At 59.0% G+C, this 23,409-nt stretch carries 26 protein-coding genes; 15 read left to right on the forward strand and 11 right to left on the reverse strand.

Annotation, left to right across the window (positions count from 1 at the left end):
- The first annotated feature begins 1,283 nt into the window (after nucleotides 1–1,283).
- Complete coding sequence (locus U5A56_RS35805; protein WP_321927197.1) at nucleotides 1,284–1,967, forward strand: hypothetical protein; 684 nt, start codon at nucleotides 1,284–1,286, stop codon at nucleotides 1,965–1,967.
- 60 nt (nucleotides 1,968–2,027) lie between these two features.
- Here the strand turns inward: U5A56_RS35805 and U5A56_RS35810 are convergent, their stop codons facing one another.
- From U5A56_RS35810 to U5A56_RS35820, 3 genes are all read right to left on the reverse strand, one after another.
- The gene (locus tag U5A56_RS35810; protein WP_321927199.1) at nucleotides 2,028–2,318 is read right to left on the reverse strand and encodes a hypothetical protein; all 291 of its coding nucleotides are present in this window, start codon (nucleotides 2,316–2,318) and stop codon (nucleotides 2,028–2,030) included.
- Between the two features lie 605 nt (nucleotides 2,319–2,923).
- Nucleotides 2,924–3,880 (reverse strand): tyrosine-type recombinase/integrase, encoded by a 957-nt coding sequence (locus U5A56_RS35815; RefSeq protein WP_321927200.1) that lies wholly within the window; start codon nucleotides 3,878–3,880, stop codon nucleotides 2,924–2,926.
- A 2-nt stretch (nucleotides 3,881–3,882) separates the two neighbouring features.
- Complete coding sequence (locus U5A56_RS35820) at nucleotides 3,883–4,728, reverse strand: nucleotide-binding protein (protein WP_321927202.1); 846 nt, start codon at nucleotides 4,726–4,728, stop codon at nucleotides 3,883–3,885.
- 492 nt (nucleotides 4,729–5,220) lie between these two features.
- Here U5A56_RS35820 and U5A56_RS35825 point away from each other — a divergent pair, with 492 nt between their 5' ends.
- From U5A56_RS35825 to U5A56_RS35845, 5 genes are all read left to right on the forward strand, one after another.
- The gene (locus U5A56_RS35825) at nucleotides 5,221–5,472 is read left to right on the forward strand and encodes a hypothetical protein (RefSeq protein ID WP_321927204.1); all 252 of its coding nucleotides are present in this window, start codon (nucleotides 5,221–5,223) and stop codon (nucleotides 5,470–5,472) included.
- Between the two features lie 60 nt (nucleotides 5,473–5,532).
- A complete protein-coding gene (locus U5A56_RS35830; RefSeq protein ID WP_321927205.1) occupies nucleotides 5,533–5,760 on the forward strand; it encodes a ribbon-helix-helix protein, CopG family in 228 nt (75 codons plus the stop codon).
- 378 nt (nucleotides 5,761–6,138) lie between these two features.
- Nucleotides 6,139–6,456 (forward strand): hypothetical protein, encoded by a 318-nt coding sequence (locus U5A56_RS35835; RefSeq protein ID WP_321927206.1) that lies wholly within the window; start codon nucleotides 6,139–6,141, stop codon nucleotides 6,454–6,456.
- Nucleotides 6,413–6,736, forward strand: coding sequence for a hypothetical protein (locus U5A56_RS35840; RefSeq protein ID WP_321927208.1), 324 nt, complete (start codon nucleotides 6,413–6,415; stop codon nucleotides 6,734–6,736). The genes U5A56_RS35835 and U5A56_RS35840 overlap by 44 nt, the downstream gene beginning before the upstream one ends.
- Before the next feature lie 269 nt (nucleotides 6,737–7,005).
- Complete coding sequence (locus U5A56_RS35845; RefSeq protein ID WP_321927209.1) at nucleotides 7,006–7,668, forward strand: hypothetical protein; 663 nt, start codon at nucleotides 7,006–7,008, stop codon at nucleotides 7,666–7,668.
- Between the two features lie 164 nt (nucleotides 7,669–7,832).
- Here the strand turns inward: U5A56_RS35845 and U5A56_RS35850 are convergent, their stop codons facing one another.
- Both U5A56_RS35850 and U5A56_RS35855 read right to left on the reverse strand, forming a co-directional pair.
- The gene (locus U5A56_RS35850) at nucleotides 7,833–8,555 is read right to left on the reverse strand and encodes a hypothetical protein (protein WP_321927210.1); all 723 of its coding nucleotides are present in this window, start codon (nucleotides 8,553–8,555) and stop codon (nucleotides 7,833–7,835) included.
- Nucleotides 8,552–8,701 carry a hypothetical protein gene (locus U5A56_RS35855; protein ID WP_321927211.1) on the reverse strand — a complete coding sequence of 50 codons (150 nt, stop codon included), beginning with the start codon at nucleotides 8,699–8,701 and terminating at the stop codon, nucleotides 8,552–8,554. Before U5A56_RS35855 ends, U5A56_RS35850 begins: the two co-directional genes overlap by 4 nt.
- A 382-nt stretch (nucleotides 8,702–9,083) precedes the next feature.
- Between U5A56_RS35855 and U5A56_RS35860 the strand changes: the two genes are divergently transcribed.
- The 4 genes from U5A56_RS35860 to traN all read left to right on the forward strand — a co-directional run bounded on the left by U5A56_RS35860 (nucleotide 9,084) and on the right by traN (nucleotide 13,420).
- Nucleotides 9,084–9,725, forward strand: coding sequence for a division plane positioning ATPase MipZ (locus U5A56_RS35860; protein WP_321812820.1), 642 nt, complete (start codon nucleotides 9,084–9,086; stop codon nucleotides 9,723–9,725).
- Nucleotides 9,726–9,762: 37 nt separating this feature from the next.
- A complete protein-coding gene (locus tag U5A56_RS35865; protein WP_321812819.1) occupies nucleotides 9,763–10,014 on the forward strand; it encodes a hypothetical protein in 252 nt (83 codons plus the stop codon).
- An 88-nt stretch (nucleotides 10,015–10,102) separates the two neighbouring features.
- Entirely contained in the window at nucleotides 10,103–10,390 is a 288-nt protein-coding gene (locus U5A56_RS35870) for a helix-turn-helix transcriptional regulator (protein ID WP_321927212.1), read from the forward strand.
- A gap of 351 nt (nucleotides 10,391–10,741) precedes the next feature.
- On the forward strand, nucleotides 10,742–13,420 hold the full coding sequence (gene traN / locus U5A56_RS35875) for a conjugal transfer protein TraN (protein ID WP_321927214.1): 2,679 nt from the start codon (nucleotides 10,742–10,744) through the stop codon (nucleotides 13,418–13,420).
- Between the two features lie 150 nt (nucleotides 13,421–13,570).
- Here traN and U5A56_RS35880 read toward each other — a convergent pair whose 3' ends face one another.
- Together U5A56_RS35880 and U5A56_RS35885 are read right to left on the reverse strand one after the other, a co-directional pair.
- Nucleotides 13,571–14,053, reverse strand: a complete 483-nt coding sequence (locus tag U5A56_RS35880; RefSeq protein WP_321812835.1) for a hypothetical protein — start codon at nucleotides 14,051–14,053, stop codon at nucleotides 13,571–13,573.
- A gap of 108 nt (nucleotides 14,054–14,161) precedes the next feature.
- Nucleotides 14,162–14,431, reverse strand: coding sequence for a hypothetical protein (locus tag U5A56_RS35885; RefSeq protein ID WP_321927216.1), 270 nt, complete (start codon nucleotides 14,429–14,431; stop codon nucleotides 14,162–14,164).
- Nucleotides 14,432–14,630: 199 nt separating this feature from the next.
- On the opposite strand from U5A56_RS35885, the gene U5A56_RS35890 reads away from it, so the two are divergent.
- Both U5A56_RS35890 and U5A56_RS35895 read left to right on the forward strand, forming a co-directional pair.
- The gene (locus U5A56_RS35890) at nucleotides 14,631–15,227 is read left to right on the forward strand and encodes a hypothetical protein (RefSeq protein ID WP_321927218.1); all 597 of its coding nucleotides are present in this window, start codon (nucleotides 14,631–14,633) and stop codon (nucleotides 15,225–15,227) included.
- A gap of 121 nt (nucleotides 15,228–15,348) precedes the next feature.
- A complete protein-coding gene (locus tag U5A56_RS35895; RefSeq protein WP_321927219.1) occupies nucleotides 15,349–18,549 on the forward strand; it encodes a conjugal transfer protein TraG N-terminal domain-containing protein in 3,201 nt (1,066 codons plus the stop codon).
- 60 nt (nucleotides 18,550–18,609) lie between these two features.
- Here U5A56_RS35895 and U5A56_RS35900 read toward each other — a convergent pair whose 3' ends face one another.
- Both U5A56_RS35900 and U5A56_RS35905 read right to left on the reverse strand, forming a co-directional pair.
- The gene (locus tag U5A56_RS35900; RefSeq protein WP_321927220.1) at nucleotides 18,610–18,918 is read right to left on the reverse strand and encodes a hypothetical protein; all 309 of its coding nucleotides are present in this window, start codon (nucleotides 18,916–18,918) and stop codon (nucleotides 18,610–18,612) included.
- A gap of 483 nt (nucleotides 18,919–19,401) precedes the next feature.
- Nucleotides 19,402–20,193 carry a replication initiation protein gene (locus U5A56_RS35905; protein WP_321812830.1) on the reverse strand — a complete coding sequence of 264 codons (792 nt, stop codon included), beginning with the start codon at nucleotides 20,191–20,193 and terminating at the stop codon, nucleotides 19,402–19,404.
- A gap of 603 nt (nucleotides 20,194–20,796) precedes the next feature.
- Between U5A56_RS35905 and U5A56_RS35910 the strand changes: the two genes are divergently transcribed.
- The 3 genes from U5A56_RS35910 (at nucleotide 20,797) to U5A56_RS35920 (ending at nucleotide 21,956) form a co-directional block, all read left to right on the forward strand.
- Nucleotides 20,797–21,024: a hypothetical protein gene (locus U5A56_RS35910; RefSeq protein ID WP_321927222.1), complete on the forward strand. Its 228-nt coding sequence runs from the start codon at nucleotides 20,797–20,799 to the stop codon at nucleotides 21,022–21,024.
- 264 nt (nucleotides 21,025–21,288) lie between these two features.
- A complete protein-coding gene (locus tag U5A56_RS35915) occupies nucleotides 21,289–21,594 on the forward strand; it encodes a hypothetical protein (RefSeq protein WP_321927224.1) in 306 nt (101 codons plus the stop codon).
- A gap of 215 nt (nucleotides 21,595–21,809) precedes the next feature.
- Entirely contained in the window at nucleotides 21,810–21,956 is a 147-nt protein-coding gene (locus tag U5A56_RS35920) for a hypothetical protein (protein ID WP_321927225.1), read from the forward strand.
- 474 nt (nucleotides 21,957–22,430) lie between these two features.
- Here U5A56_RS35920 and U5A56_RS35925 read toward each other — a convergent pair whose 3' ends face one another.
- Nucleotides 22,431–22,802 (reverse strand): two-component system response regulator, encoded by a 372-nt coding sequence (locus U5A56_RS35925; RefSeq protein ID WP_321927227.1) that lies wholly within the window; start codon nucleotides 22,800–22,802, stop codon nucleotides 22,431–22,433.
- Between the two features lie 377 nt (nucleotides 22,803–23,179).
- The coding region (locus tag U5A56_RS35930) for a hypothetical protein (RefSeq protein WP_321927229.1) at nucleotides 23,180–23,409 on the reverse strand (230 nt) is incomplete at its 5' end.

The raw sequence follows: 23,409 nt of genomic DNA on the forward strand, positions 1-23,409 counted from the left end.
CGTTCAACCGCCTCGCCCACAAAAATGCGGACAGGTTCGCCAGACGAGAAAACCCCCCGCGGCCCCAAAGGGCGCACGGAGGGTTTTATAGATCAAACAAGCAGCATTGCTGCTATCTGCTCCGATCCGCCGGATCGGGTCGGTGGGGAAACCCCCTGTCGGTATTGCCATAGCACTCCTTTAAAGTTGCCGGGCGAACTTCCGCCTGGCATCAGCCATTGTTGCGAATGAATCGCATCTCAGTTGGGGCTAAGCCCATCGTCATAGTCAGTGCACAGCTTTTCGGTTCGCCACGAACCACACGTACCCATGCTTAACAAGGTCGGGCCGCCAAGCCCGACCACGCCACACAACACACACACATCACAACGCACGCTGCGGCCTTTCGCTCCCTCTCCCATCACTGCTAGGTGAACAGGGGAGATCGACGCGCTACTGAGCCACGCTCCCACGCTTTTGCCTACCTTGGTGCCACCCAAGGTTGTCGGCAGTCAGCGCTTCCCGAGTTAAATCGTTGCTACTGCGTGATGCAACGCCTGCCCGCTCCACTACATGCGCTTGGGCCTGTGGCCCTACCCCGTCTTTCGGGTTTCCCTGCTCCGAGGTTCCAAAGCAAGTCAGGTACTACGCATGCGCTTCGTCGCGGCCTAGCTAGCCCAAGGCTTCCACCCCTTGAACCACAGGCTTTACAACACTCCGCACAGAATCCTCGAGGGACCCCGTTACACGCTTGAGCTATACATCGACGCCAGGTTTCCCAAGCTGCCAGCACTTCCAGCTTTCGCCTCAGTGCCCTGCCGTGTTTCCACGGCCTCAGAAGCCTACGTGTGCGGCACGCATCACCCCCTTTCGGTAGGTCCTACGGTCGGGACTTTCACCCGATTTCGCAACGACCAGGACCGGCGGGCATTTCCTCCCGCCGTCCGTGTCCTCGTCGCCCAACGCTCGCCCCAAACGGGGATTGGGTCGAAGAGAGCATTACAGCTCCCAGCGCCCGTTGCAGCATGGCGAGCCCGATTAGGGGCACCACGCTACGGCGTGCTCGTCAGCATTGGCGTGCCGACTTCAGCGACGTGTGTGTATTGGCGGGGGGGGGGCGGCCCCCCGGTTTGCTGCAGGAGGTGGCGGCCCCTTCCCCGTTACTCACGGTCACATTGATATGCGCGGGGGAAGGTGGAATTTCTGCGTTCCGGAACCTCTAGTTATTCTGTCTCGCCTTGTCGGTGTTTTTCTGCCTCAGAAGCCCTTCTCAAATCAATTAGGTATCTTTATTAGGTATCGCAATGTCCGGTCATTACCAACACATTTTTGTGCTCATGCAACGAGTCCAGGATGCCCTCATCAAAGGCTACACGGGTTACCAGATCATCCGATGCGACGAGGCCAAGGCGGCGCAGCTGAAGCGCAAATTCGCGGCCGCCTACGAGACGGAAATCAGCAAACAGGCGCGATGGCGCCGGCGCCGCGCAGGCTTGGCTTGCGCGAAATTTCTGACCGTTGGGGATGCCGATGGGGCCGTAACGGGGTTCCTGATGGTTACCGCCGGTGCAGGTTTGGTCATGAAAGAGCCGCTGCTTGACCCATCCAGGAAGCGCATCACGATTGCTGCCTACGAGTTGATCCACGATGGCGTGGGTTGGTCCTGGCGCTTCACCGCCGAGGCGATGAAGCAATGGCGCTCAAGACTTCACTCCGCCATTGCCAGCGCCGACACGGAAGAGTTACAGCAGCTCGTCCGGTACTTGTACCGGACTGCCGGTTTTCGCCTCGTGCGTCGCCAGGTTGGCGAGCTCGCCAAGTACATTCGCGGCGAATGGCGTCGGCTGCGCCGGGGCCCACCGCCGGAACTCCCCAGTTTCCTCCCCTACGTACGGCGACTGCCCGACGACTGGACACCAGGCGGGCTCCCGCCGAGCATCATCGCGCGCGGCAAGCGCCCAGTGTTAGGCACTGGACGAGCTCCATGAACGTCATGACCTTCCTCTTCGTGGCCCTGACACCGATTGTCGCGATTCTCTTTCTGGCGGCTAGCCTCCGCGCCTTCGTACCAGCAGGAACCGCGCGTGCAGGCAGCTTGCGCGGATTTGAGCCTGCCGGCGTTTGCGCATGACGCGCTCAAGGCGCCGGCGTTGTTCCTGCCGTTCGTTGCCCCGTCGCTCGGCAAGGGGGCGCTTCAGGCTGGCCATGAGCTTCTTGTGGAGCCCAAGCAGCGCGTCGCGCGGGACGGCGGCAGCGACATAGCCCGTGACCCCGCTGGGGCGCACGACTTTGATCACGGGGCAGCCGTTAGCGGCAACGAAGCTGTGGACGTTTTCCATGGGTTGATCCTAGTGCGTGATATCGATTTTGGGGGGGGGGCAATTGCTCATCCCGCGAGTCCAAGCGGGGACCGTTGCAACGCGGCCGGCTTCTGACGTTAGAAATTGATTTGCACCGGTGCAAATCGCCGGTCGCGGACGTGGGCGGCCACCCAACTTACCTCGAATGACTCGACCGCCGGAAAAATTGCCCACGCCGGCTTGACTGCCCACACATCGGGACGATGTGTTGTGTTGCGGCCTGTGTTGTGTTGTGCCTTGTGTTGTGTAGCGTTGTGTTGTGTTGGGGCTGAGTACATAACCCACACGTGGACCGGTCGAATGCGTGGCGTCAAGCTCCATACCACGCCGCTCAAACGATGCCCCGAGGATTTTTCCTAACCACCCGCGTGTTTTGGAAAATCCGCCGCAATGCCGGCCTTGGGTGCATCAAACATATCGACTCACGCACACGTCGCTGTGTTGTGACAACACACACCTTTGGAGCATGCCGTCATGACGGAAGAACCCCATAAAAAACTCAACCGCTGGTTGGAAACGCTGGAAAGATGCCTGCGTATCAGCATCACGCTGTTCGGTTGGATGACATCCAGGTGAGTTGCCTTTCAGAGATGGATCCGCTCGACCTCGTCGAGGCTGAGGGCGTCGTGACGCCGGTCGTACAGCTGTGTGGTGCGGGTCGACGCGTGATTGGCCATCGCCGCGGCGTTCTCGAGCGTGCCGCCATTTTTGAGATAGGTGGTGATCCCGGTCGCGCGGAACGTATGGTTGCCGATCGCCGTCGCGATGCCGGCCGCCGCCGCACGCCGGCGCACCATCGCGTACGCGTTGGCCTGCGGCAAGCGGGTCGTGCTGAGTCGCCCGGTGCCGCGCGCGATCGTGCGGAACAGCGGCCCTTTCGGCTCGGCCGCGATCCCCGTGCCCTCGAGGTAGGCGTGCAGATACGCCTCGAGCGTGTGGTGACACGGCATCGCGTGCGCCTTGCCGCCTTTCTCGCGCAGGCGCACCCACAGCCGGCGGTTCTGTACGTACACATCCTCGACCCGCATCGCCAGCGCCGCGCCGATCCGTGCAAACGAAAACACCATCAGCGCGATCAACGCGCGGTCGCGCAGCCCCACGGGCGTGGTCACATCGATGCTGTCGAGCAGTTGCCGCGCCTCGCTCGCCTCGAGCACCGGCGTCTTGCCGGTGCGGACCGTGTGGCTCGGCCCGCGCACCGATGCGGCCGGGTTGACCGGCACGACCTGGCCGGTCACCAACCAGTCGAACAGGTGACGGATCGCCGCGAGCTGCTGCTTGACGGTCGGCGCCGCGTGCGTGGCCGCCTGCCGCTCGATCCACGCGGCAACGTGCAGCGGCTGCACGGCCGCGATTGACGATACGCCTATCTCGTTGCACCAGGTCAGAAAGTCACTGGCCGCGCGCGCGTAGGCACGGCGGGTGTTCGGGTTGCGGATCGCCGACGCGAAAAACTCGATAAAGCGCACACCCGCGCGCTCGCCGGCGGCTGTCACGAGCGCGGGTAAGGCAACGCTGCTGACTGAGACGGGCAGGCTCATGCCTAGATCACCTTGTTCCCGTCAATAATGTGGCCCGCTGCCTTCAGTTCACGAGCTAGGGCCAGCTTCCAGCCTCCGCCGTCGTCCATCCTTTCCCACACGACGCCAAGGTAGTCGCTCGGCAGCTCGAGCTCGCCACGCTTGAGCGCGCATACCTTGCCCCGCCCGAGCTTCCCGATGAAATAGCCGAGCTCGAGCACGACGTTCTGCCGGGCGCGCGACTGTAGCTCCCCGCCCTTGGCGCGTCCTTCATCGTCAGGCGTGAGCAGCACCACCGCGAAGCCAACGTCACCATGCGCCTCGAACTTTTCGATGATCGTGCGGCCCTGGTTCGCCTGCTCGTGCAGGATGACGGGCTCGAAACCCATCGCTGTTAGAAAGCGAGCAACCGTCTCGCGCGCCTCGCCGTCGTGGCCGTGGACCACGAACACGCGCCGTGAGAGTGTCGACGTTTCCGGTCCCGTAGGCACTGGCAAGGATGCCGTCGCATGCTGCGCATCTGCCAGATCTTCCCGCAACACGCGCTGCGCGGCCTCGAGGAGCGCAATTGATCGCCCAATGTTCTTGGCCAACTCATCCGGGTAGTACTCGTGGATTGGGCGAAGGCCGAAAAAGCCGCCACCCTGAGCCGGAACGATAAGACGCGCCGCGCCTTGGAAGCGCCGATAGGCGGGGGTATTACGGCCGAAGATCCGCTCCAGGGTATCAGCGATATCAGACTGGAGACCTTCGAGCGATGGAGGATTTCCTTTCGACGCAGTCTGGACATCGAAGGCACGGAGGTTAGCAATCCGCTCGTCGAGGCGAGCTATCCCGCGTTCGATTTCTTCTTGTGAGAACTGGCCCACGACAGCTCCTGTCATATATGTGATAAAGGACATTATCACATATAGATCGCGAGATAACGCGACAGCGACTTCGACGTACGGCATCTCTTGCAACACCCAGATTTCTTGTGTATATTAACGACACGGCCTTCATTCAGCTGGCCGAGTTATCAGCATCATAGTTATCGTCAGATAGCGGATGTCTTCGGTCGACTAAGTCGATGGGGCATTCGAAGTCACACCAGGCCTTGCAATGAGAGTCATTGCGTCCTTCTCTAGCATGAGCCAATGGTAATAGTTGTACCGGCGAAGACCTCGCCGATGGCAGTCCCTGTTTTACCTGCCCGTTTTCTCCTTCCCGACCGGAAGCTACCCGAACGAAAAGGGCGCTCTCCGAGGACGCAGCTGGAGACGCGGAGCGTCAGCCCGTGAACCCGATGATTCTCATCGGGAGGTTCCACGTGCGCTCGCGCTCCGTGTTCTCCGAGGCAGTTTTGCCCCGGAGAACAAAGCATGAAACCGCCAAAGGAACTGGAAAAGTTTCTCAACAGATACGCAGATATTGACGTTCAGGAATCTGCAGGCTGGCTCGCTGATGTAGTCAGCCATCTGACTCGCTTCAAAAGGCCCAATCTGGCCATTGTGGCGATCGTCGCAACCGTTGCGATCGATGCCTACAGAAGCCCGCCGCACACATCGATCATCTACGCCGCCTTCTTCGCCATCGTATTGCTGGGCGTTGTGGGCGGTCGCCGTGACGGCTAGCAGCGGGCAAAAACTGAGCCGCTGCCGTCGCGAGGCCCGTACCGAGTAACTGGAAATCAAATGCGCCCAGCCCGAAAGCAGCCGAAAGTTCGCCTCAATCTCGACATGCCGGTTGAGGTCAAGGAACAGCTCGAACGGCTTCGTGACCACGTTCATGCCGACAGCATGGGCGAGGTCATCCGGCGTGCGCTCGCTGTGTACGACTACCTTCAAAGCGAGCAGGCGGACGGGGCCCATCTGCTGATCCGCACCAAGGACGGCGTCGAGAAGGGTCTGCCGCTTTTCTAAGTCCGTTACTGGGGACGCTGAATCTGAATGATCTGTTCTGCGCCGGCGTTCGCCTCCGGAACAGGCAGAACCTCATTCGCCACCGGAATAATGGCCTCCGGGCTTTGCGGAAGCTGTTCGAGAAGCTCGAACAGCTTCGGACACCCGTGCTCCGGACGGGTGTAGATATTCTTATTCTTGCGAGCGAGCTCCGGCAACTCGCTGGCCCACAGCTCCTCTCATTCGAATCATGCGGTTGTGCTATCATGCGTTCATGCTCCATAACCGCTTAGAGAGCATCTTGACCATATGATTCGGGGGCTTACCCGCCGAGCGAACTATCCCTATCTTCTCTCGGCCCGACAAATTGGGGACTTATCGACAGTTAGGCGTACCAGCATGAATCCAAACCTGCATGACCCGAAAACCAGCGTCAAGGTGGTCGGTTCCAGCGGGCAAATTTCGCTTGGCAAGGAATACGCTGGCCGGCAAGTGCTCGTCGAAGAGCGCGAGCCGGGTGTGTGGCTCGTCCGCACCGCACTCGTGATTCCCGAAAACGAAGCGTGGCTACATGCTCCACAGGCACAACGTGACCTGCAGGAGGCGCTCGCTTGGGCCCAAGGGAACGCACCCAAGGAATCGAACCTCGACGCCCTTTTGAACGAGTTGGGCAATGAGGAAAAAAAACGACGACCTCGTAAAGTTGGACCTAAATAATCCGGTCTTCCAGCGGCAGTGGGTAGCACTGGACAAGGCCGAAGCATCGCGGGTCCTTGCGACCCTCAAGAAACTGCTGCTCATGAGCTGGAATCAGGTGTATCAGGACTCCGGACTCAAGTGGGAGAAGATCACCAGCGTGCAGCCACCTGCTGGGATTGACGCGATGTACTCGTTGCGTATCACGCAAGCCCGGCGGGCAACCGCTTATCGTGATGGGGAGTACATGCGGCTTCTGACGATCGCGCCGGATCACGACGCCACCTACGGCAAGAAATGAATCCGCGACCAGCCGGGCATCTACGAGGATACGTAGGCCCGGCGTTTTCATTTGACGTAAGGTTCGCTGCAGACGGAGTGACAACCCCGCTATCTACGTCAAGACGTGACCTAGTGCGAATCCGTCTATGGCCACAAGAAATAAGGGACGGTAGAATCAAAAAAGCCCACCGAGAGGTGGGCTTTTTCTTACTGCACTGTCGTTTGTCCCTAGGGGCAGTTTCCCGCGATCCCTAGTGGCTAGTACCAACATTGTACAACTTCCCAAACATGGCTGCAATTCCCCCAACCCAGGCAATCAAGAATGCGCTTTCGGCTGCTCGCGTAGGCACCTATGAGGCGGCGACTCGGGATCCACAGCAGTTGCCGGGCGCTTTGGCGCTGTACGCATGGAACGCCAAGGTCTCCGGTGCCATGCTTGCCCCCCTGCACTTATGCGAAGTGGTGGTGCGGAATGCCGTTTCTGATGCTCTAGCTGCGGTATATGGCGCGAACTGGCCGTGGGCGCCGGCATTTGAAGGTAGCTTGCCGTCCCCGCCGCAGGGTTTTAGCCTGCGCAGGGAGCTGCAAAGCGCGCGCAACCGCCAGCCGTCGACCGGGAAGGCCATCGCAGAGCTAAAGTTCGCTTTTTGGCAAAAGATGTTCACCGGCCGTTTCGATGCGCAGATTTGGAATCTTCATCTCAACACTGTCATGCCGTTCCTGAACCCTGCTTGGACCGTCCAGCAGTCCCGCAAAAAAATTTACGATGACTTGGAATCGATCCGACAGCTGAGAAACCGCATTGCACATCATGAGCCGATCATTAGTAGACCACTGGCCGTGGATTTCCAGAAGATTCAGGAGCTCATCGCATTCCGCTGCCCACTTACGGCCAACTGGATGACAAATAACCAACAAGCACAAGCATTAATTGCTGCAAAACCGATTTGAACGGGATCCCCATAGATGCCAGGTAGTAGTGCATGATCTGCTGAGCCAGTTGGCCCGCATGGGGCTAACGCTGGCACCGGCAACCGCGATGATTTTCGGCAAGAGCCATGATTGCCAGTGCATCATACCCTCCCCCTCCCTCTGCGGTTGCTGGCCAATGCGCCCTAAAGGTGTTCCGCATACCCCACTTGGCTTGCCTGGAAAGCGGCGTCCAGTCGATCCTCGTTTGATATCGATCCTCGTAACCAATACACGTTGCACGGACGCTCCGACGTATGGTGGTCATCAATCTCGCCAAGCCGAACGCTGAGTAGATCGGCAGACACAAGCGCGGAGATCGCCCGCGAGATGTCGTTGCGGCCAATCCCGAGTACCTCGGCCATACGGGAGTAGGTAACCGTCGCTTTATTTGAAGCGCGGTTACGTATCGACGCCAGATACAGATACATCTGCAGCGCATGCAGAGTGGTCTTGCTCCGATTCGGTAACGTCTCGAGGAGCGGCATTGTCGTACCCAGTCCGCCATCGTAGAGATGCTCACTAGGCAGTTTGGTCCAGTATTTCGCAGTCTCGTACTCGGCGATGCGGTAAGTCGCCGGCCTCCCGCCCCGAAGCTCAATCATTCCCCATGCCTGCAGCGCCCTTATGCCGGCGATAACCATGGGCTTCGAAAGACCCCCGAGCTTGCAAAGTTGCTCTACGGACCGCTTCACGCACCCCGTTTCTGGAAGCCCTTTTCGAGGAGCGTAGTTCGCCTTCAGACAGAGCCCGATATACAGCTTGAGGCCCGCAATGGCGATTCCTGGCGAAACACCACGGATTTTCTCGTGGGCCTCTTTCGAGATCTGCCAGCTACACGGCATCTTCGACCACGTTGCGCCGCTCATTTCGTCTTGTCCCGAGCGATATGTTTGACGACGCTCGCAGCGAGCCAGATAGCCGCGAGGCCGGTCGCGCCAACGAAAAAGACGGCCATGCTGAGCGGGTCAAGTTTGGCAATCGCGGCAATGAGGGTGTCGGTAATAGGGGGCATGGGCCACTCCAGGGGGCAACATGCTCGCTTTCTACACCACCCACCAAATATTATCTAGATATGCGTATTCCTCGCTACTTTCTGAATTTTCTTGCCTGTAAAGGCTCTGTGGCCAAGAAAGCAGTCTGCCTTACGGTAAATGAAGGGTAGCCTAAATGACATCCAGCGACCCAAATAAGACTGCTTCACAGCTGTCGTGGCGCTCATCTCTACCCGCCGGGTACCTACGACGATACGTAGGCCCGGCGTTTTCGTTTCTCGTCCACAAGCCTTGCCCAGCGCATAAGCATGCCCGATTGATTTTCGGGCTCACGGCCATTGACACTCAATTACTCAACTCCTAGAATCAACTCAATTACTCAACTCATTTGAGGTGATTCTCATGATTGTGCTGGTTGCGGCGGAAAAGGGCGGCGTCGGAAAGTCGACTATCGCGACCAATCTTGCTGTCCACCTTGGGCATCAGGGTATCGATGTTGTGCTTGTGGACACGGATGGACAGGCGACATGCGCGCGATTCATCGAGCGACGCGACGAGGCCGGCATTCAGCCGTCGATCCCCTGCGTGCAAAGGACTGGGGATGTGGCCACGACGCTTCGTGACCTGTCGAAGCGCTATCAGGTGATCGTTGTGGATGCCGGCGGCCGTGACTCGCGGGAAATGCGTTCGGCTATGGCCGTCGCCAACCTTATGCTGGTCCCCACAAAGGCAAGCCAGGCAGATCTCGAAACGCTCCCGAAGGTCAATGAACTGGTCTCCCTCGCGCGTGGCCTGAATCCGGAACTGAAAGCCGTAGCCGTTCTGTCGATGGCCCCGTCCAACCCCGTCATCCGCGAAGCGGAAGACGCCCGCGAACTGCTGGAACAGTTCGACCAGCTCGAGCTGGCCGACACAATCATTCGCGATCGCAAGGCTTATCGCGATGCACTGCTAGGAGGGCAGGGCGTAGTCGAGAGGGATAACCACCAGGCCCGCGCCGAGATCCAGCTGTTATCCCAAGAGTTCTTCGAACTCGAAGCGTAATAAATGAGTGTTTGAGTAACTCATCGGAGTTGAGTTAATGAGTAAATTCAAGATTGGCCCGAGCACGGCCACCAAGGCAGCACCGGGAAGCCCACCGGCGACAGCCGAAGAATTCGCCGCTGGCGCGGCCATGGTGCAGTCGCAGGCCGGATCACGCCCACCGAAACCGGTGCGGCTCAACCTGGATCTCGACCCAGAGACCCATCGCCGGCTAAAGATCCGAGCCGTCGAGAACGACACAACAATCGCGCAGCTCGTCCGAAAGCTCATCGCGCGAGAGCTGGGATAGAGACGATGAATTAGCAGTAAGCGGCCCAACACGGTGCGCCAACACCGCGTCGAGCCTGACCACAACCCACCTACTGACAGGTGAAATCATGGCTGATTGCAATTCTAGCGTTGCTGTCTTCGAATACGACCAAGTCGCTTTAGTCAAACTTCTTACCGGCGCCGCGACCCGCACGCGCCTTCCTCGCCTTTCCCCACTTCTAAAACAAACTTTGTTGTGTGTGGCTGTCGGCATGAGCAACAAGGAAATTTCCCGCCATTTAGGCATCAGCGAGCACGCCATCGCAGGGCGGATCGTCGCAGCCCAGGCCAAGCTTGATGCTCGAAACCGAGTGCATGCCGTTGCGCTTGCGATTGCGAGTGGGCAGTTTGAATAGGGCGGGTTTGGTTTGTGGGGGGCCGGCGAAGCCTGTCGGCTCTCTTCTCTCTTTTGTATTTCTGAATTCGAGAGTTCTCCCACACACTTTCAGGGTGTGCCCCGCGTCCGCGGGGGTTGAAGGATCGCACGGAGAAATTTCGATGAGCCTGAACAGTGTGCCCCGCGTCCGCGGGGGTTGAAGGACGGCCGGTGCGACGCACGTCGGGAAGAAAGCGTGTGCCCCGCGTGGGCGGGGGTTGAAGGGAAGTGTGATCGACGAGCGGTCAATGCAGAAAGTGTGCCCCGCATGGCGGGGGGGAAGGAGAACGAGATAAATGCGGCGTCATTGAAGCAGGTGAGGCGGTTCGTAGTGGCTATTGCCGTTCTCGCAGGAATTTGCGCTGCCGGTTTGCCCGCGGCTCGAGCCGATGACTATTCCGACGCCCAGAGCATGCTCCTCGGTGCGCCAGGCCAGTCCAATTTCGTCCAGATGGGCAATAGCCTCGCGAAGGGGCCGGCCAGTTATGGCACCTCCGGCAGCGCGAACTGCGACACCACCAAAGGGCAGGTTTGCGCGAACGACGCGATTCCGTCCTCGTACGGGGCATCTCAGCTGCAGCAGTACACCAGCAGCTATGGCGGTTCGACCAACGCCGCGGCGTTGCAGAGTGACGCGTACCAACAGCAGCTGAACGACAAGGCCGCCGCGGCGAATCCCAACAGCAATTCGCCGGCCCAGTGGCTGTATCACTCCGCGAACAGCGGCCGAACGAGCCGCGATCTCGGAACCGCGCTGGGCTCGAGCGCCGCTGACAGTCTCCAGACCATGAATGGTGGCGCTGATCCAGCGGGCCAGCCGCGCCTCCTGAGCAGCCTCTTCTCGGGCTGCACATCGACCACCGACGCGTCCGGGAAGGTATCGCAAGTGTGCGGCGGTGCCGTTCGATGCTTGGGCAATGCTTGCCACAACCCGCAGCAGGAATCGAACGCTGACTTTGGAAGTTTCGCTGCTGCAACGCAGATGATCAATGCGATTCACACCGGCATGGTCTGTGCGGAAACCGGGAAGCCACCCAGCCAGGCCAACACGTGCACGCCGACGCAAGTACAGGTCGTAACCGGCTATCAGCCCGATCCAAATAACCCCTCGTGCACGACGACCGACTGCATGATCCCGGTGATGGGACCTCAGGACGTCTGCAAGGAGACCGGAAAGCCGATCCCAGTCACGTGCAACGGCGGCCCGGTACAGGACCTGTCGGGCACGCTCGCCAATATGCCGGCGACCTGCGAGGTCGCGGCCACGGCACCCGATCTCAATGCCTATCCACGGAACTGCACCCCGATCGTATTTGCGGGCGCGGAGAACTACTGCAACAACTATCTGGGCTCCGGTGTCGGGTTGACCAACAACTGTTGCGCGACGGGCGCCAACGCGGCAAGCGGGCTTAGCCTGACGTCGCTCATTGCGTTGTCGGACATGATTCCGCAAGCCAAGGAATTGAAGGCTCAGCTGATTGCGCAGGCCAAGGACGGGCTTAGTCCGTTGACGCAAGCAGCGTCCCAGCTTGCAGATAACGTCACCAGCGCCGTCGGCAATGTTGCCGGGCAAATTGCTGGCGGACTCAGCAGCAAGCTGTCGTCGTCGGCGGCTGGCGCGGGCATGCAAACTCAGGCGATCGGAAAGGGCGTCGGCACGGAGGTGTTTGATTTTGGGTCGATGTCTAGCAGCGGCGGCAGTGTTCCGGCGGTCGACAACTCACTGAGTACGATTGTGAGCAACGCGTTGACTCAAGTAGTGGGTCCGGAGGCAGCCAAGCAGATTATCCAAGCCTACGACTATTTCAATACGGCGATGATGTACTACTCCGCCGCCAAGATGATTGGGCAACTCGCGACGAAATGTTCCGCAGATGAACTGCAAGTCGGCGTCAAGAAACAGAATCGGGTTTGCGCCACGATGAATACCTACTGCGCCGTCGACGCGCTCGGCGTGTGTCTGCAGGAAACCACGAAGTCCTGCTGTTACAGCTCGGTCATCACGCGTATCCTTGCGCAGCAGATCAAGCAGCAGCTGAACCCTGGCGCCGCCAATAACGGTTACGGACCAGACGACAATCCCGATTGCGGCGGCTTCACGGCGCAGCAACTGGGCCAGGTCGACTGGCAACGCATTGACCTGAGCGAGTGGACCGCGATGTTGCAGCAGACCGCCTATGGTCTTCCCCAGACCGGTACACAGGTCAATGCGGTCGCAAGTAGCCCCAATAGCGCGGTGGCTTACTATATGCCGAACTCCGGTGCGCCACTGGTTGATCAGCAGGAGAACGTGGCGACGCGATCACGGCAGCTGACCCAGAACAACAACCTCGAGGCGGTGCGGGCGGTCGCGACTCAAACGCAGCCGAAGTGCTACATGGATCCGAGCGGCATCCCGGTCTATGCCCCGCCCACGAAACCGGTGGAGAACGTTGTCCAATGGACGACGACACACACCGATTTTCCGCAAAGCACGCCGCTTGGCAATTGCACGCCAACAGTGGGCCAGCACTGCGTGCAGCTGTATCTTGGCTACTACGCGTTCCACACCATCAACGGCCAGATGTGCCAGACGATCTTTAGCCACGAGGGGATTTTTAAGGTTACCCATCCGGAACTCATCGTCCAGGCCCACTTGAATCAGATCATCTGGGACGACCACGCCCTGATCAAGATCAACGGGCGTCAAGTGTTTGCGTCGTCGGGTTGGTTCAACACGCCTTACTACGGCGGTGCCGGTACATGCGAACTTCACACCGCGTGGGGGGGATTGCAGATTCCACCAGGAACCTTAGGCATCGACCAGATCCACATCGTCCCGGTCCCGGAGTCCCAGGGTCAAGACTACATCGATCTGACCGGTGACTTTACGAAGGGCGGGGATGTTCCGACAGGACTTTATCTGCAGGTGGGCGGGTCTGGTGAGGCATGGGCTCTCATTCAAATCGAGTACAACGATCCGCCACCGCAAATCCCTACGAACTGCATTACTCCGCCGTCTCCGCAGTAGGTTCGGGCAGTTTGCCCCTTATCGGTGGTGGCTGTAACGCGCACCGTCGAGAGCATGGCGAACTGTTGTCCCGAGAACGTGATGAAGCTCTGTTCCCCTTTGAACCCGTCACGACGACCTGCGGAGATACGCGGCTCGCGCCGCGAATTTCTACGACTTCGCAGGCCGACCGGTCTTCACGGTCTCGACCGCCTTAACGGCAGCGAGCAAACGGGTGGTGGCCGCCGCTTCGAGCATGATCAGACCCGCGCGCAAGAGCTCACTTTTCTTCACGGCGACGCCAGCCTCGAGGCACTTTTGCTTCAACGCCTGGATCTTGTCGTAGTCCTGCTTCGGCATCGTGAAGCTGTCACGCACGACCTTCGGCTTCTTTGCCCGTTTCTCCTTGGTATCCGCGCTCGGTGCTACCGGAGCTTGCGCGGGGGCCTTCGCCGCTTTCGGTGTCTTCGTCTCCTTCGTGGCCTTCGCCGCCTTCTTTACCGGCGTGGGTTTGGCGGGCGTGACCTCGGCCACCGCCGAGCTTGCCGTGTCGGTTTCGGCGACTGCGTCGTGGCCTGTCTTGGTTGCCAAGTTGGTGCTCGTGGGAAGGGGGAAGGGCTCTGCCATCAGTGCGGTTGCAGCTTGAGTGTTCACATGTCTCTCCGAATATTAACGGTATAAATAGTATATACGGTTTGAAACCCAGATCGATCATCGGGCGAACGTTGCACGCACCTGACGTCAAGACGATCGTGCCGCGATCTATAGGTCCGATGCGCGCAGGAAACGCGGTGTGCCGCTATCAGGGAGCGGTAACTGGCGCGCGACGGCGCTTGCGATGCGTTCCCGATTCGCCTCGAACGCACTTTGGCATTGAGGGCCGCTCTGGTCGCGGGCGCCGAGCGCGGTGCACATCACCGCCGGCGAAATCGCGAACGATCCGTAGCCCTCGCCCACACGGTGCGCGGTAAAAACAATCGTTCCGTCGTTCGAGACAGTCGGCGCCGAAAGCCTGACGGCAGAGGTGTCCATGGAATTCTCGATGCTCCTGTTGGGGCCGCGATTCTAAGTGCCGCCTGGCCATCCGTCGCGTCTAACTCCTGTCAGTTTCCGCCGAACGCCCCAGGAACCCAAGTGCCGTCTAATTCGCTACCGTCAAATTTGCTACCGTCGAATTTGACGCGACGGAAATCAGCTGGTACGCTGGAGTTGTTCCTGAACGGAGGCAACCATGACTATCCCGGCATTTAATCCACGTTCCTACTCCGACGTCTCGGGGCGACCGGAGAGCGCCAGACTTTGGGCGTTTTTGAACCGCGAGAGCTCGAAGATCAAAATGATGACGGCGTCCGACCTCGGTCGGCCGGCGTTGGAAGCCGTATCAGACGAGCTTTTGGAAGAGTTCGATGACCAGTTCGCCGATAACTACCCGCAACGTGATCGATTCAAGCAAATGGCGGGAGCGATGGCCAGGCAGGTGATGGAGGCTTCAGGGTATGAATGGGTGCGCGACAATATCCCGTTGTCGGGTGCACCGTTCTCTCGTGCATCAAAGTATCGCCGTCTCGGCGCTGTCGAGTTCCACATCTGGCGTCTGTCCACCGACATACGGTTCGTCGGTGTGACACTCGAGAAATCGAAGCTGAAGCTAGCGCGCCAGGAAAATGGAGATTGGATCTACTGGAAGCGCGTCGAGGGAAGCCTGCTCGAGGGGAAACGTCATCTCGCGATCGCTGCGGGCATTTCCGATGTGTCCGCCGCGCTGAAAGCATTGAAGGAACATGGGGCGTACACAGAGCACACACAACGCATGATGCGGGCGCCTTGACCATACCTGCGTGAATTGGGACTGTCGGCGCCGCGGCGCCCGGCAGTCTGCACTGAATTGCATTTCTGCGTTTGCATCTTCTCATGGACACTTTCCCAAACTGAATTCAGAGGGAGGGGCAGTGTCCGTGAAAACTCGACGATTGATTCGCGACGGTGCGCGATGCATTGCGGGGTTGGGTGCGCTTGCAGTTCCGATGGTCGCATTCGCCGACCCGCTCGGGAACATTGGGACGGTGCCCTCATCGTCTGACTTCCCGACGATGTGGACTGCGGGCGACCCTGCGCCGATTGCCGCCGCACTTAATGCGATCGCGATGCTCTTCGGTCATGGCGACGTTGCAGGTTCGTTCATCGCTGGCGGGATGTCTGCCCTTTCCCTCGTCGGCCTGGTCGGCGTATTGCTGCACTCGATCTTCAAGATGCGCCTGATGATCGGCGAGTACGTGCTGATGATGATCATCGCGATACTGATGTTTTACCCGACCACGTCCGTGCGCGTCGTGTCGTACTTCAACGCCAACGGAGCAGCCAGCTCGCCACCGCTGTATGTTGACAACGTACCGATTGGCGTCGCGTACGCATTGGGGATCGCGGGCATGATCAACTATCGCGTGACAAGCGGCATCGAGACGGCGTTTAGCACCGCGTCTTCCGACAACAACTTCATGTCGTTGGGCACGGATGGATTCGCGAAGCCTCTCAAGATCATGCTGGCTATGCGCACGATGTACGACTGCAACGTCCACCAGTCGACCTGCACGAACCTCTTGAACTTCATGCATTACTGCAAGACCGGGGGCACAAATCACCAATCTGTGTTGGATATGACGCAGCTCGATGAGCCGGCGCCGGGCGCGGGCATTGTCGGGCTACTGCTCTCCCAGCCGCTTAACTACACGATCTACATCGACCAGTCGGTGGCGTCAGCGCCGCCGGCGCTCGTGCCCTGCCAGACCGCCGCAAATGGGCTCGTCAATTCGATGCAGCAGTATGTGCAGAACAAGCCGGTGTTCGAGATGCTGAGCCCGCGCGGGGTGACCATGGGGAAAGATCTGGCGACGGTCACTGCAATGGTCGATTCGACCGTGGACACGCCGGGCACCACCTACACCGGGCCGGACGCAGCGTATCAAACCCAAGCGCAGTACTACCAGAACCTGGCGGCCCAGATCGGTGGTGACGCGAACACCTTCATGATGAACCAGGTCTTCTCACCGGCGGCGCTCGCCGCTATCCGTGCGGATGCAAATCCCAATGCCGCGGCTGCGTTCCAGCAGATCATGGGGGAGGCTTACGAGCGAGCCCGCATCAGTATGGCGGCGAGCGGATCGATGTTCGTCAATTTCATGACGAGCGCGATGAACCTCATGACGTTCCTCTTCGCGGCGCTCGCGCCGATCGTGGCCATCATCGCGATCGGTGCGGGTCTGGCGGCGGTCCGGATCTACGTGATGTACTTTCTTTTCGGCCTGTGGACGCAGACGTGGATGCCGATCGCTGCGATCATCAGCTACTACACGCAGGTGTCGTTTAATTCGATGATCCGGGGTTCTCGAGTGAGCGGAATGATGTTCGCCCCGAGCCAGATCGATCACCTCTACGACAACGTCGCGAACATGCTCGCGTCGTCCGGTTCGATGATGGCGTCCGCACCACTCATCTCTTTTTCGGTCCTGACCGGCTCGATCTTCGCGATGACGAGTCTCGCCAATCGTTCGTCCGGGAATGGCGAGCAATACGTTGACAGCGGAAGGCTGGCACCGACGGTCGATCGAGCATCCAACGCCGGCGCGATCGAGAGCGCGTATGCAAACAATACCGGGACCGCATGGAGTGGGTTCTCCTCATGGTCTCGCGGATCAGGTGGCGGGTTGGCAACCACCTCAGCGGGCATGGGCGTGGGCGGCTTGCTTGGGGGCGCTGCGCCAGTGGCGATGACAGGAGCGGATGTAGGCGCAATGGCAAGCGTCTCGACTAGTACTTCATTGGGTCAGGGTGTGGCGGAACGCGCGTCGGCGCAGGCGTCGTATCAACGTTCATTGGGATCCGCTATGGAGCGGATTGGGCAGTACGCGCAGCAGTATGGTGTGGGAGCGGCGTCACAACTTACGACCTCGTTGATGAGCAAATGGGACGTCGGCAACGATGTGAAGAGCTCGGTCGGCACTCGGATGAACGAGGCTCTTGGCAACTCCACCAGCTTTAGGAATCAGACTGCAACAAGTCAACGCGGCGGGCTAGACTTCAGCATGTCTGGCATGTCTGGTAGCAGTGGCAGTGGTAATACTCAGGTAGCCAAGAGTGGGGGAAAGGTCGGTCTGGGCGCAGGGGTATCAGCCGACGTGTCCCAGGCCATGGGAAAGGCGACCGACGTCAGTGCTAGCGTGTCCGAAGGGCGTGGGTACGACCAGTCTGGTCATGCAGGTTCAGGGTCTAGTGGGCAGCAAGTCACGCAAGGAGGAACCTCGAGCGAGGCGAGGCGGCAAGAAAGCGCATCGGAGGCGGCACGAGCGTTTGAGCAAATGGCCGAGGCATATCAACGTGTCCAGGCTTCGGAACGTTCGCTTCAGGCCTCGAGCAATGTCGCCGCTCAGGCTCAGGTCTCCCTTGGGGTACTCGCTCAAAGAGGTCAGCAATCGACCCAAGACGTGCAACAGTCCGCTCTGAGCGCCGCGCGGTCGGACGCAGGCCGAATCGCGGGCATTGCTACCGGCCACGATTCCACGAGGTCCTCTGCTTTGCTGGAAAAGGCATTCCGCGGAGTCGATACCCAAGGCTTTACGCCATACAACATGGGACGGATGATGCGTAATGCCTCTGAACTGGTGCAATCGAACGATACCGGAGAACAGGCGGTTGGGTATGCAATGGCTGGCGCGGTTGCGCGTTCGATCCAGTATCCGGGCGGAGGCAAGGCCATTAGCCAAAACGCTCAGTACCTGGCTAGTGCGTCGCAGGAACTCGAGGCCGTGCGGTCGTCGATGACACTCGGGCTGTCGGGCAGGGAGTCGGCGAATACGCGCGGTCTTGAGAAAACCGTTCCTGCCGCTGTGGCGGACGGTGCGAAAAATCTTGGAGTTAAAGCGGGTGATTATGCTCCGATCGCGCGGCATTTGAGCGAGGCTGCGGTTGCAGCACATGGCGGCGGCGTTCGCAGCGGTGTGGAGAACGTGAAATCCGGGTTTGCCGACGGGGCCAAGGGTGAGAAGAATGAGGAGAAGGCCATCCACCGGGCCGAGCTCGTCGACGACATCCGCACTCGGGATAAGGTTCTACATGGTGGTGACTCGCAGTTGCCTTCCTTCACAAACAAACAATGATTGATAAAACGAAAACGCCGCCCTCGGGGGCGGCAGTTCACATAGGGCTAACACATCTTTTCAGTCGAACGAGCTGAATCCGTGTGGGTTGCCAAGAATATCAAAAGCGCCGTCACCCACCAGTGGGAGGCCATTCGCGGGGTTGACGCCCGACGCGTGCCCATTCGGATTGCCATGGATGTCGAAAGCACCGTTACCCACCAATGGCAGACCGTTTGCAGGGTTGATACGCGAAACAAAGTGGATCGGTCCGTATTCTCCGGCCTCCCCGTCCTGAACGTTGTTTTCTACCCCTTGTTGTTTGGTACCCGCCTGGGCCATGAACAAAATCGTTGCCGCGAGCGCGAAAATGACGAAATAGATGAGCACGATAATCCTCCCTGCCCAACCGACGCGATCGTTTCTTCCTTTCCCGGTGAGGCTCTAGACTTTATTTCATCATACGGGCGGTAGGGCTGCAACACAGAATGGGCCACTCGCTCAAGTCCACCTCGCATCAGATCATCGACCTTGACGGCACCAGGATTGGCACCGATCCAAAGAGGACGCTATCCCGCACGATCGCCCGCGGCAGCGGGCAATTGAGCGAGACCCCTTGCCGACGATGGTGCGCCGGCGGTTCCGCGTGACCGGCATCACCGCGTACCTGGCGAACGGCGGCACGCTCGAGAACGCCACGGCGCTATCAGCTTCGACGAGGTCAAGCGGATCCAACTTTGGCCCCACTACTGAGCTAGGAAAGAGCGCTGGAGCACAATTTTTCTTCGCATCACGCCATTCCACCTATCTCGGTGCATATCCATGGTTTGTCTCTGACATTTTTCGGGGTAGCCTGACATTCAGTGAATGATGTCAGAATAGTCTCCCTTGCGGATCTGGCTTGAATTTGAAGTGGAACCCAGTGACTTTGCGGCCGGCAGGCGTGATGGGCTTCCACTCGATTGCCAGAGCGTTCTTTTCCTGCAACTCCTTCACCGCCGGTTCGATGACACGGCGGCGTAGCTGGCCAGAATCCTTCACGCAGCTATCCGGCGCGCCCACGGCTTGACAGAACTCGTCGTATGAAATGGTTACGAACCCTGTATCTCGGAATTGCGCCATGAGTTCGAGCAGCCGCCACGAATACATCGACCGCAGGTCGCCCGCATGCCTCAGCTTGTACTTTGTGAACTCACTTTCAATGCCGAGCAGGTAGGGGGCAATGCTGGGTGAGAATTTAAGATCCACCCAGCCCGAGGTCGTTGTGTCCACCTTCTCATAGATCCAGCGTACGCTGCGGCGCTTGGTGTCTTTTTTCCCTCGCTCAGTCACCTCTTCGTACCAGACCACCTCGCAGTCCCAGAGGCTTTCCGCGGCCTGTTTAAGCTCGGAATAGGCGTGTTTTGCCTCGATGTGAGGATATGCCTCGATGAACTCCTGAGCCGTTACCCGGATAGTCCAGCCAGCTGCTGCACCGGTCGCCGGATCGACGGACATTGCCCTGTGTTTCAATATCTTTGCCTTGGGATTGCACTTAGCAATGGCCAGAGCCAGCAGGCGCTTTTCGCTCAGCTTCATGCGCTGAATGCGCCGTACAAGCTCATTCTTGACCGTCACGCTCAACTCGCGCGTGTGGGTTTCGGGTAGTTTTGCAAGGTCGGCCATTCTGACATTTTCCGGGTAATTCTGACATCGACGAGTGTATGTCAGAGTTTCTCGGATCGGCAAGCGATGTGCTCAAAAAATAAGCAACCACCCCGAAAAAAGCCCGACTACCCCGAAATTTGTCAGATAGCCCCCAAAAAAAGCCCGACTACCCCGAAATTTGTCAGACTACCCCGAAAAATGTCAGAGAGATGCCTCTCAAACCCTTGTCAGTATTAGGTTTGCCGATCCCTACAAAGATGTTTACAAACAAGGTTTACAACCAAGAACAAATATCTCTACAAAGGTCGACGCCGTAATTAGCGTCTCGCCTGTGGACAACGTGTCGTGTAATCGCCTCGCTTGCTTGTTCCACACCTCAGCAGTTCATCCACGCCCCCGCAAGCGGGGGCATACACCGCCGCCTATCGGCAGCTGGACGACCCCCGATGAGGTATGCAAGCACCCTCGACGCACCGGTCTAGGCGCTAAAGCGCCAAGACCCGGATAAATCGCTGACAGACGGCCGAGGCCGTCTGTCAGCTCAACCGGGCGCCTGTGAGCGCCGGGCGAACCTGTCCAGTAGCTTACGAAACTTCCTATAGCTCCCATGAAGGGGCTTGGATGGTTATCCAACTTGGAGTGCCTGGGCGATCAACGCCGTTGTGCCGCGCAGCGGGGGAAACCACCGGCCTGGTGATCGGATCGACGACCGCTCAAGCCGCCATTGTCTGTGTTTTGAACGCCTATCAGGCCACTTTGAAACTGCCTACGGAGGCAAATATGATGAAGTGGCTTGTTTTGGCCGTCGTGATTGCACTGATGCTCTACTACTCCACGCCTGCATTGTGAACCGGGCACAGTCACTCAACTCATTTGAGTGACTGTGCTACAGCTATGGCAGCTGGAGAAGATGGTTTTGACTGTGTCTCAGTCGTGTTCCTCGGCTGGGAACCACACGTGAGGACGAGCATTGACAAAGGATGTTCCAGTTCCGCCACCAGCCAACGATCCTGTAGGTTGATTTTAATTTTCATGAAGTTTGATAGATCCCACCCCGTACCTTGTCCAATCGAAGGGGGTAAGAAAGATCATCTGCTCCCATAGCGAGGAACCATGAATCCCAATCAGCTGCTGCCAGAAGAGAAACAGGCTCTCGAAAACCTGCTCGAGATAGCCCTGCGCGACACCGGCCCGAGCTGGCGCGTCGCCAACTTCCTGTTGGCCTGGTGGAATGCCCGCCTGTGCGGCAGCTACGACCTGACGACGGCCTGGGGCCTCGATGATGACGACATCATGGAAGACATGTGCGTGGTGTTTCGACTGATCTCGCGCGCGAACAGCTACCCCGACACACTGGGCTACGGCGCGCAGTTCGAGGCGGTCGTTCGCACCTGGCGTCCCGAGCTCGTGAAGGAATAACCCTCGTCGAGATTCAGGACGAAGACAGAACCCTCGTTTTTCGGAAAATCTGCCACATCGAATTGCTCGGCCACCTCGACACTAGGCGGGCTGGCTTGACGATTCGCTCGTGGCGGTGCGCCCGAATCGGCGCAGATCCCACAAGAGGATTTTCTCGAGTCGTGACGCCAGCATGGAACCCATCGCCGGTTGACCGGCACATCGAGAAATCGACCATGCTCAAACAATTCATCGACGCCCTCTCATCAATCGGCACTCTCTGCATAACCTTGCAGCGCAACCAGGTCGGCGCTTGCTGCCTGGTCGCGTTGTCTGGGATCGCACTGGCCGGGTACGCCCTTTACGTGGTGTCGACGCGTTGAGATCGTGTGCGTGGCGTGGGCTATCAGGTCGAGCCGGATATCCGCCCCCTCTCTGCAAGCCATAGAGGCGATTGCGGGCCGCGGGCGCGTTTGGTGGTGGATCGCACGCGATCCGGCTTGAGCGGGAGCTGTGGCGCGTAGCGACGCAGCTCTCGCGATTTATGCCGGCCTTAGCGCCGGCGCGGCTTTGCCGCGTCGGGCGGTTAGGCCACAGCCCCACGGGATTTTGTTATTCGGTGGTTTTCTAATCGAGTTGTGTGAGGGTCGATGTGTGGTGGAGAACTGCTCGGAATAGAGGACCACAGCCGCGCCGACAGGCGCGGCGTCGTTTGCATATTTCGGACGCCCGCGCACACCACGAACGGTAGTTCATGAACAACCTCTTCGGTACGCGATAGACAACTGCAACGGCGTCGTGAACACTGTCCCCATCGGACGGATATCGGCCAGAAGCAGTCAACGCGTGCGGCTGGATCACGGCCTGCTTCCTCCCGAGAGGTTTAGCAGACCACGAATCACCTCGACAAGACGTGCCATAGGTACCGGTTTTCTTAACAGCGTATTCCAGAGGCCCTCTGTTTTCGGAGGTGGCATCCTAGCAGTAAGCATCACGACAGGAATGCCCGCAGTGGCCGTGTTTGCCTTGAGACACCGGCAGAAGGCGACGCCGTCTAGAACTGGCATCATCCAGTCGGTAACAATTAGATCCGGATGTTCTGCAGTTGTAATGCTAACGGCCGCCTCTCCCTCCATGGCAACGAGGACGCGGTATCCCTTTGTCTCCAACACGATCCGCATGGGGGCAAGAATGCTTGCGTCGTCGTCAACCAGCAGGATCGTCTCCAAATCTGCACCCCGTTTCGGAATCATAGGGGGCAAGTATCGCGCCTGCCCAACTGGATAACGCAGCTCTGCTTAGGTTCCGTGAGGTGACAACACCCAGCGTGACGCGGCGCCCGCGCTGGCAAGTTCGGGCGAAGCCAGGCTCGATCCGGTGGCGCGTAAAGTTACACGTCATTTGAAATTCAGGTAGCGCCGGCATTCAGCGGGGGAGTCGCCACCAAGCAGTCCCGCGAACTCTCGTAGTGGAGACATTGCCTGTCCCGATGCCAGTCAGGAACGCGCAACTTGCGTGATGTCCTGCGACAGCCAATGAGATTGCACTGGCCTGAGTGGCTGGTTTGGGTCGGCAACGGTCCTTTGTTGAATCGCCCATTCGGTGTTCATGAGCGCCGATCTCGGTGATCGCGTTGCCGATCTGATTGATCATATTCACCGAAATCCGCATCGTTCATCTGGAATGCTCTCCTTCCTCTTGAACCGATAGCGTGGTCAATATGCCACGCTGTACTGTTTTTGAGGCAGAGTGATCCAGATTTGAGACGGGCACGCACGACTGGAAGCTGGTCCGACGAGCGATTTATGCAGGCGCGTGGATAACGCGTGTTCAACC

The sequence above is a fragment of the Burkholderia sp. BCC1998 genome, assembly GCF_905339875.1.
Taxonomy (GTDB): domain Bacteria; phylum Pseudomonadota; class Gammaproteobacteria; order Burkholderiales; family Burkholderiaceae; genus Burkholderia.

Excerpts from the sequence above, each read along its gene's own strand:
- U5A56_RS35805 (WP_321927197.1), top strand. The coding sequence starts at position 1,284 with ATGTCCGGTCATTACCAACACATTTTTGTGCTCATGCAACGAGTCCAG.
- U5A56_RS35810 (WP_321927199.1), bottom strand. The coding sequence starts at position 2,318 with ATGGAAAACGTCCACAGCTTCGTTGCCGCTAACGGCTGCCCCGTGATC.
- U5A56_RS35815 (WP_321927200.1), bottom strand. The coding sequence starts at position 3,880 with ATGAGCCTGCCCGTCTCAGTCAGCAGCGTTGCCTTACCCGCGCTCGTG.
- U5A56_RS35825 (WP_321927204.1), top strand. The coding sequence starts at position 5,221 with ATGAAACCGCCAAAGGAACTGGAAAAGTTTCTCAACAGATACGCAGAT.
- U5A56_RS35830 (WP_321927205.1), top strand. The coding sequence starts at position 5,533 with ATGCGCCCAGCCCGAAAGCAGCCGAAAGTTCGCCTCAATCTCGACATG.
- U5A56_RS35835 (WP_321927206.1), top strand. The coding sequence starts at position 6,139 with ATGAATCCAAACCTGCATGACCCGAAAACCAGCGTCAAGGTGGTCGGT.
- U5A56_RS35840 (WP_321927208.1), top strand. The coding sequence starts at position 6,413 with ATGAGGAAAAAAAACGACGACCTCGTAAAGTTGGACCTAAATAATCCG.
- U5A56_RS35845 (WP_321927209.1), top strand. The coding sequence starts at position 7,006 with ATGGCTGCAATTCCCCCAACCCAGGCAATCAAGAATGCGCTTTCGGCT.
- U5A56_RS35850 (WP_321927210.1), bottom strand. The coding sequence starts at position 8,555 with ATGAGCGGCGCAACGTGGTCGAAGATGCCGTGTAGCTGGCAGATCTCG.
- U5A56_RS35855 (WP_321927211.1), bottom strand. The coding sequence starts at position 8,701 with ATGCCCCCTATTACCGACACCCTCATTGCCGCGATTGCCAAACTTGAC.
- U5A56_RS35860 (WP_321812820.1), top strand. The coding sequence starts at position 9,084 with ATGATTGTGCTGGTTGCGGCGGAAAAGGGCGGCGTCGGAAAGTCGACT.
- U5A56_RS35865 (WP_321812819.1), top strand. The coding sequence starts at position 9,763 with ATGAGTAAATTCAAGATTGGCCCGAGCACGGCCACCAAGGCAGCACCG.
- U5A56_RS35870 (WP_321927212.1), top strand. The coding sequence starts at position 10,103 with ATGGCTGATTGCAATTCTAGCGTTGCTGTCTTCGAATACGACCAAGTC.
- U5A56_RS35885 (WP_321927216.1), bottom strand. The coding sequence starts at position 14,431 with ATGGACACCTCTGCCGTCAGGCTTTCGGCGCCGACTGTCTCGAACGAC.
- U5A56_RS35890 (WP_321927218.1), top strand. The coding sequence starts at position 14,631 with ATGACTATCCCGGCATTTAATCCACGTTCCTACTCCGACGTCTCGGGG.
- U5A56_RS35905 (WP_321812830.1), bottom strand. The coding sequence starts at position 20,193 with ATGGCCGACCTTGCAAAACTACCCGAAACCCACACGCGCGAGTTGAGC.
- U5A56_RS35910 (WP_321927222.1), top strand. The coding sequence starts at position 20,797 with ATGGTTATCCAACTTGGAGTGCCTGGGCGATCAACGCCGTTGTGCCGC.
- U5A56_RS35915 (WP_321927224.1), top strand. The coding sequence starts at position 21,289 with ATGAATCCCAATCAGCTGCTGCCAGAAGAGAAACAGGCTCTCGAAAAC.
- U5A56_RS35920 (WP_321927225.1), top strand. The coding sequence starts at position 21,810 with ATGCTCAAACAATTCATCGACGCCCTCTCATCAATCGGCACTCTCTGC.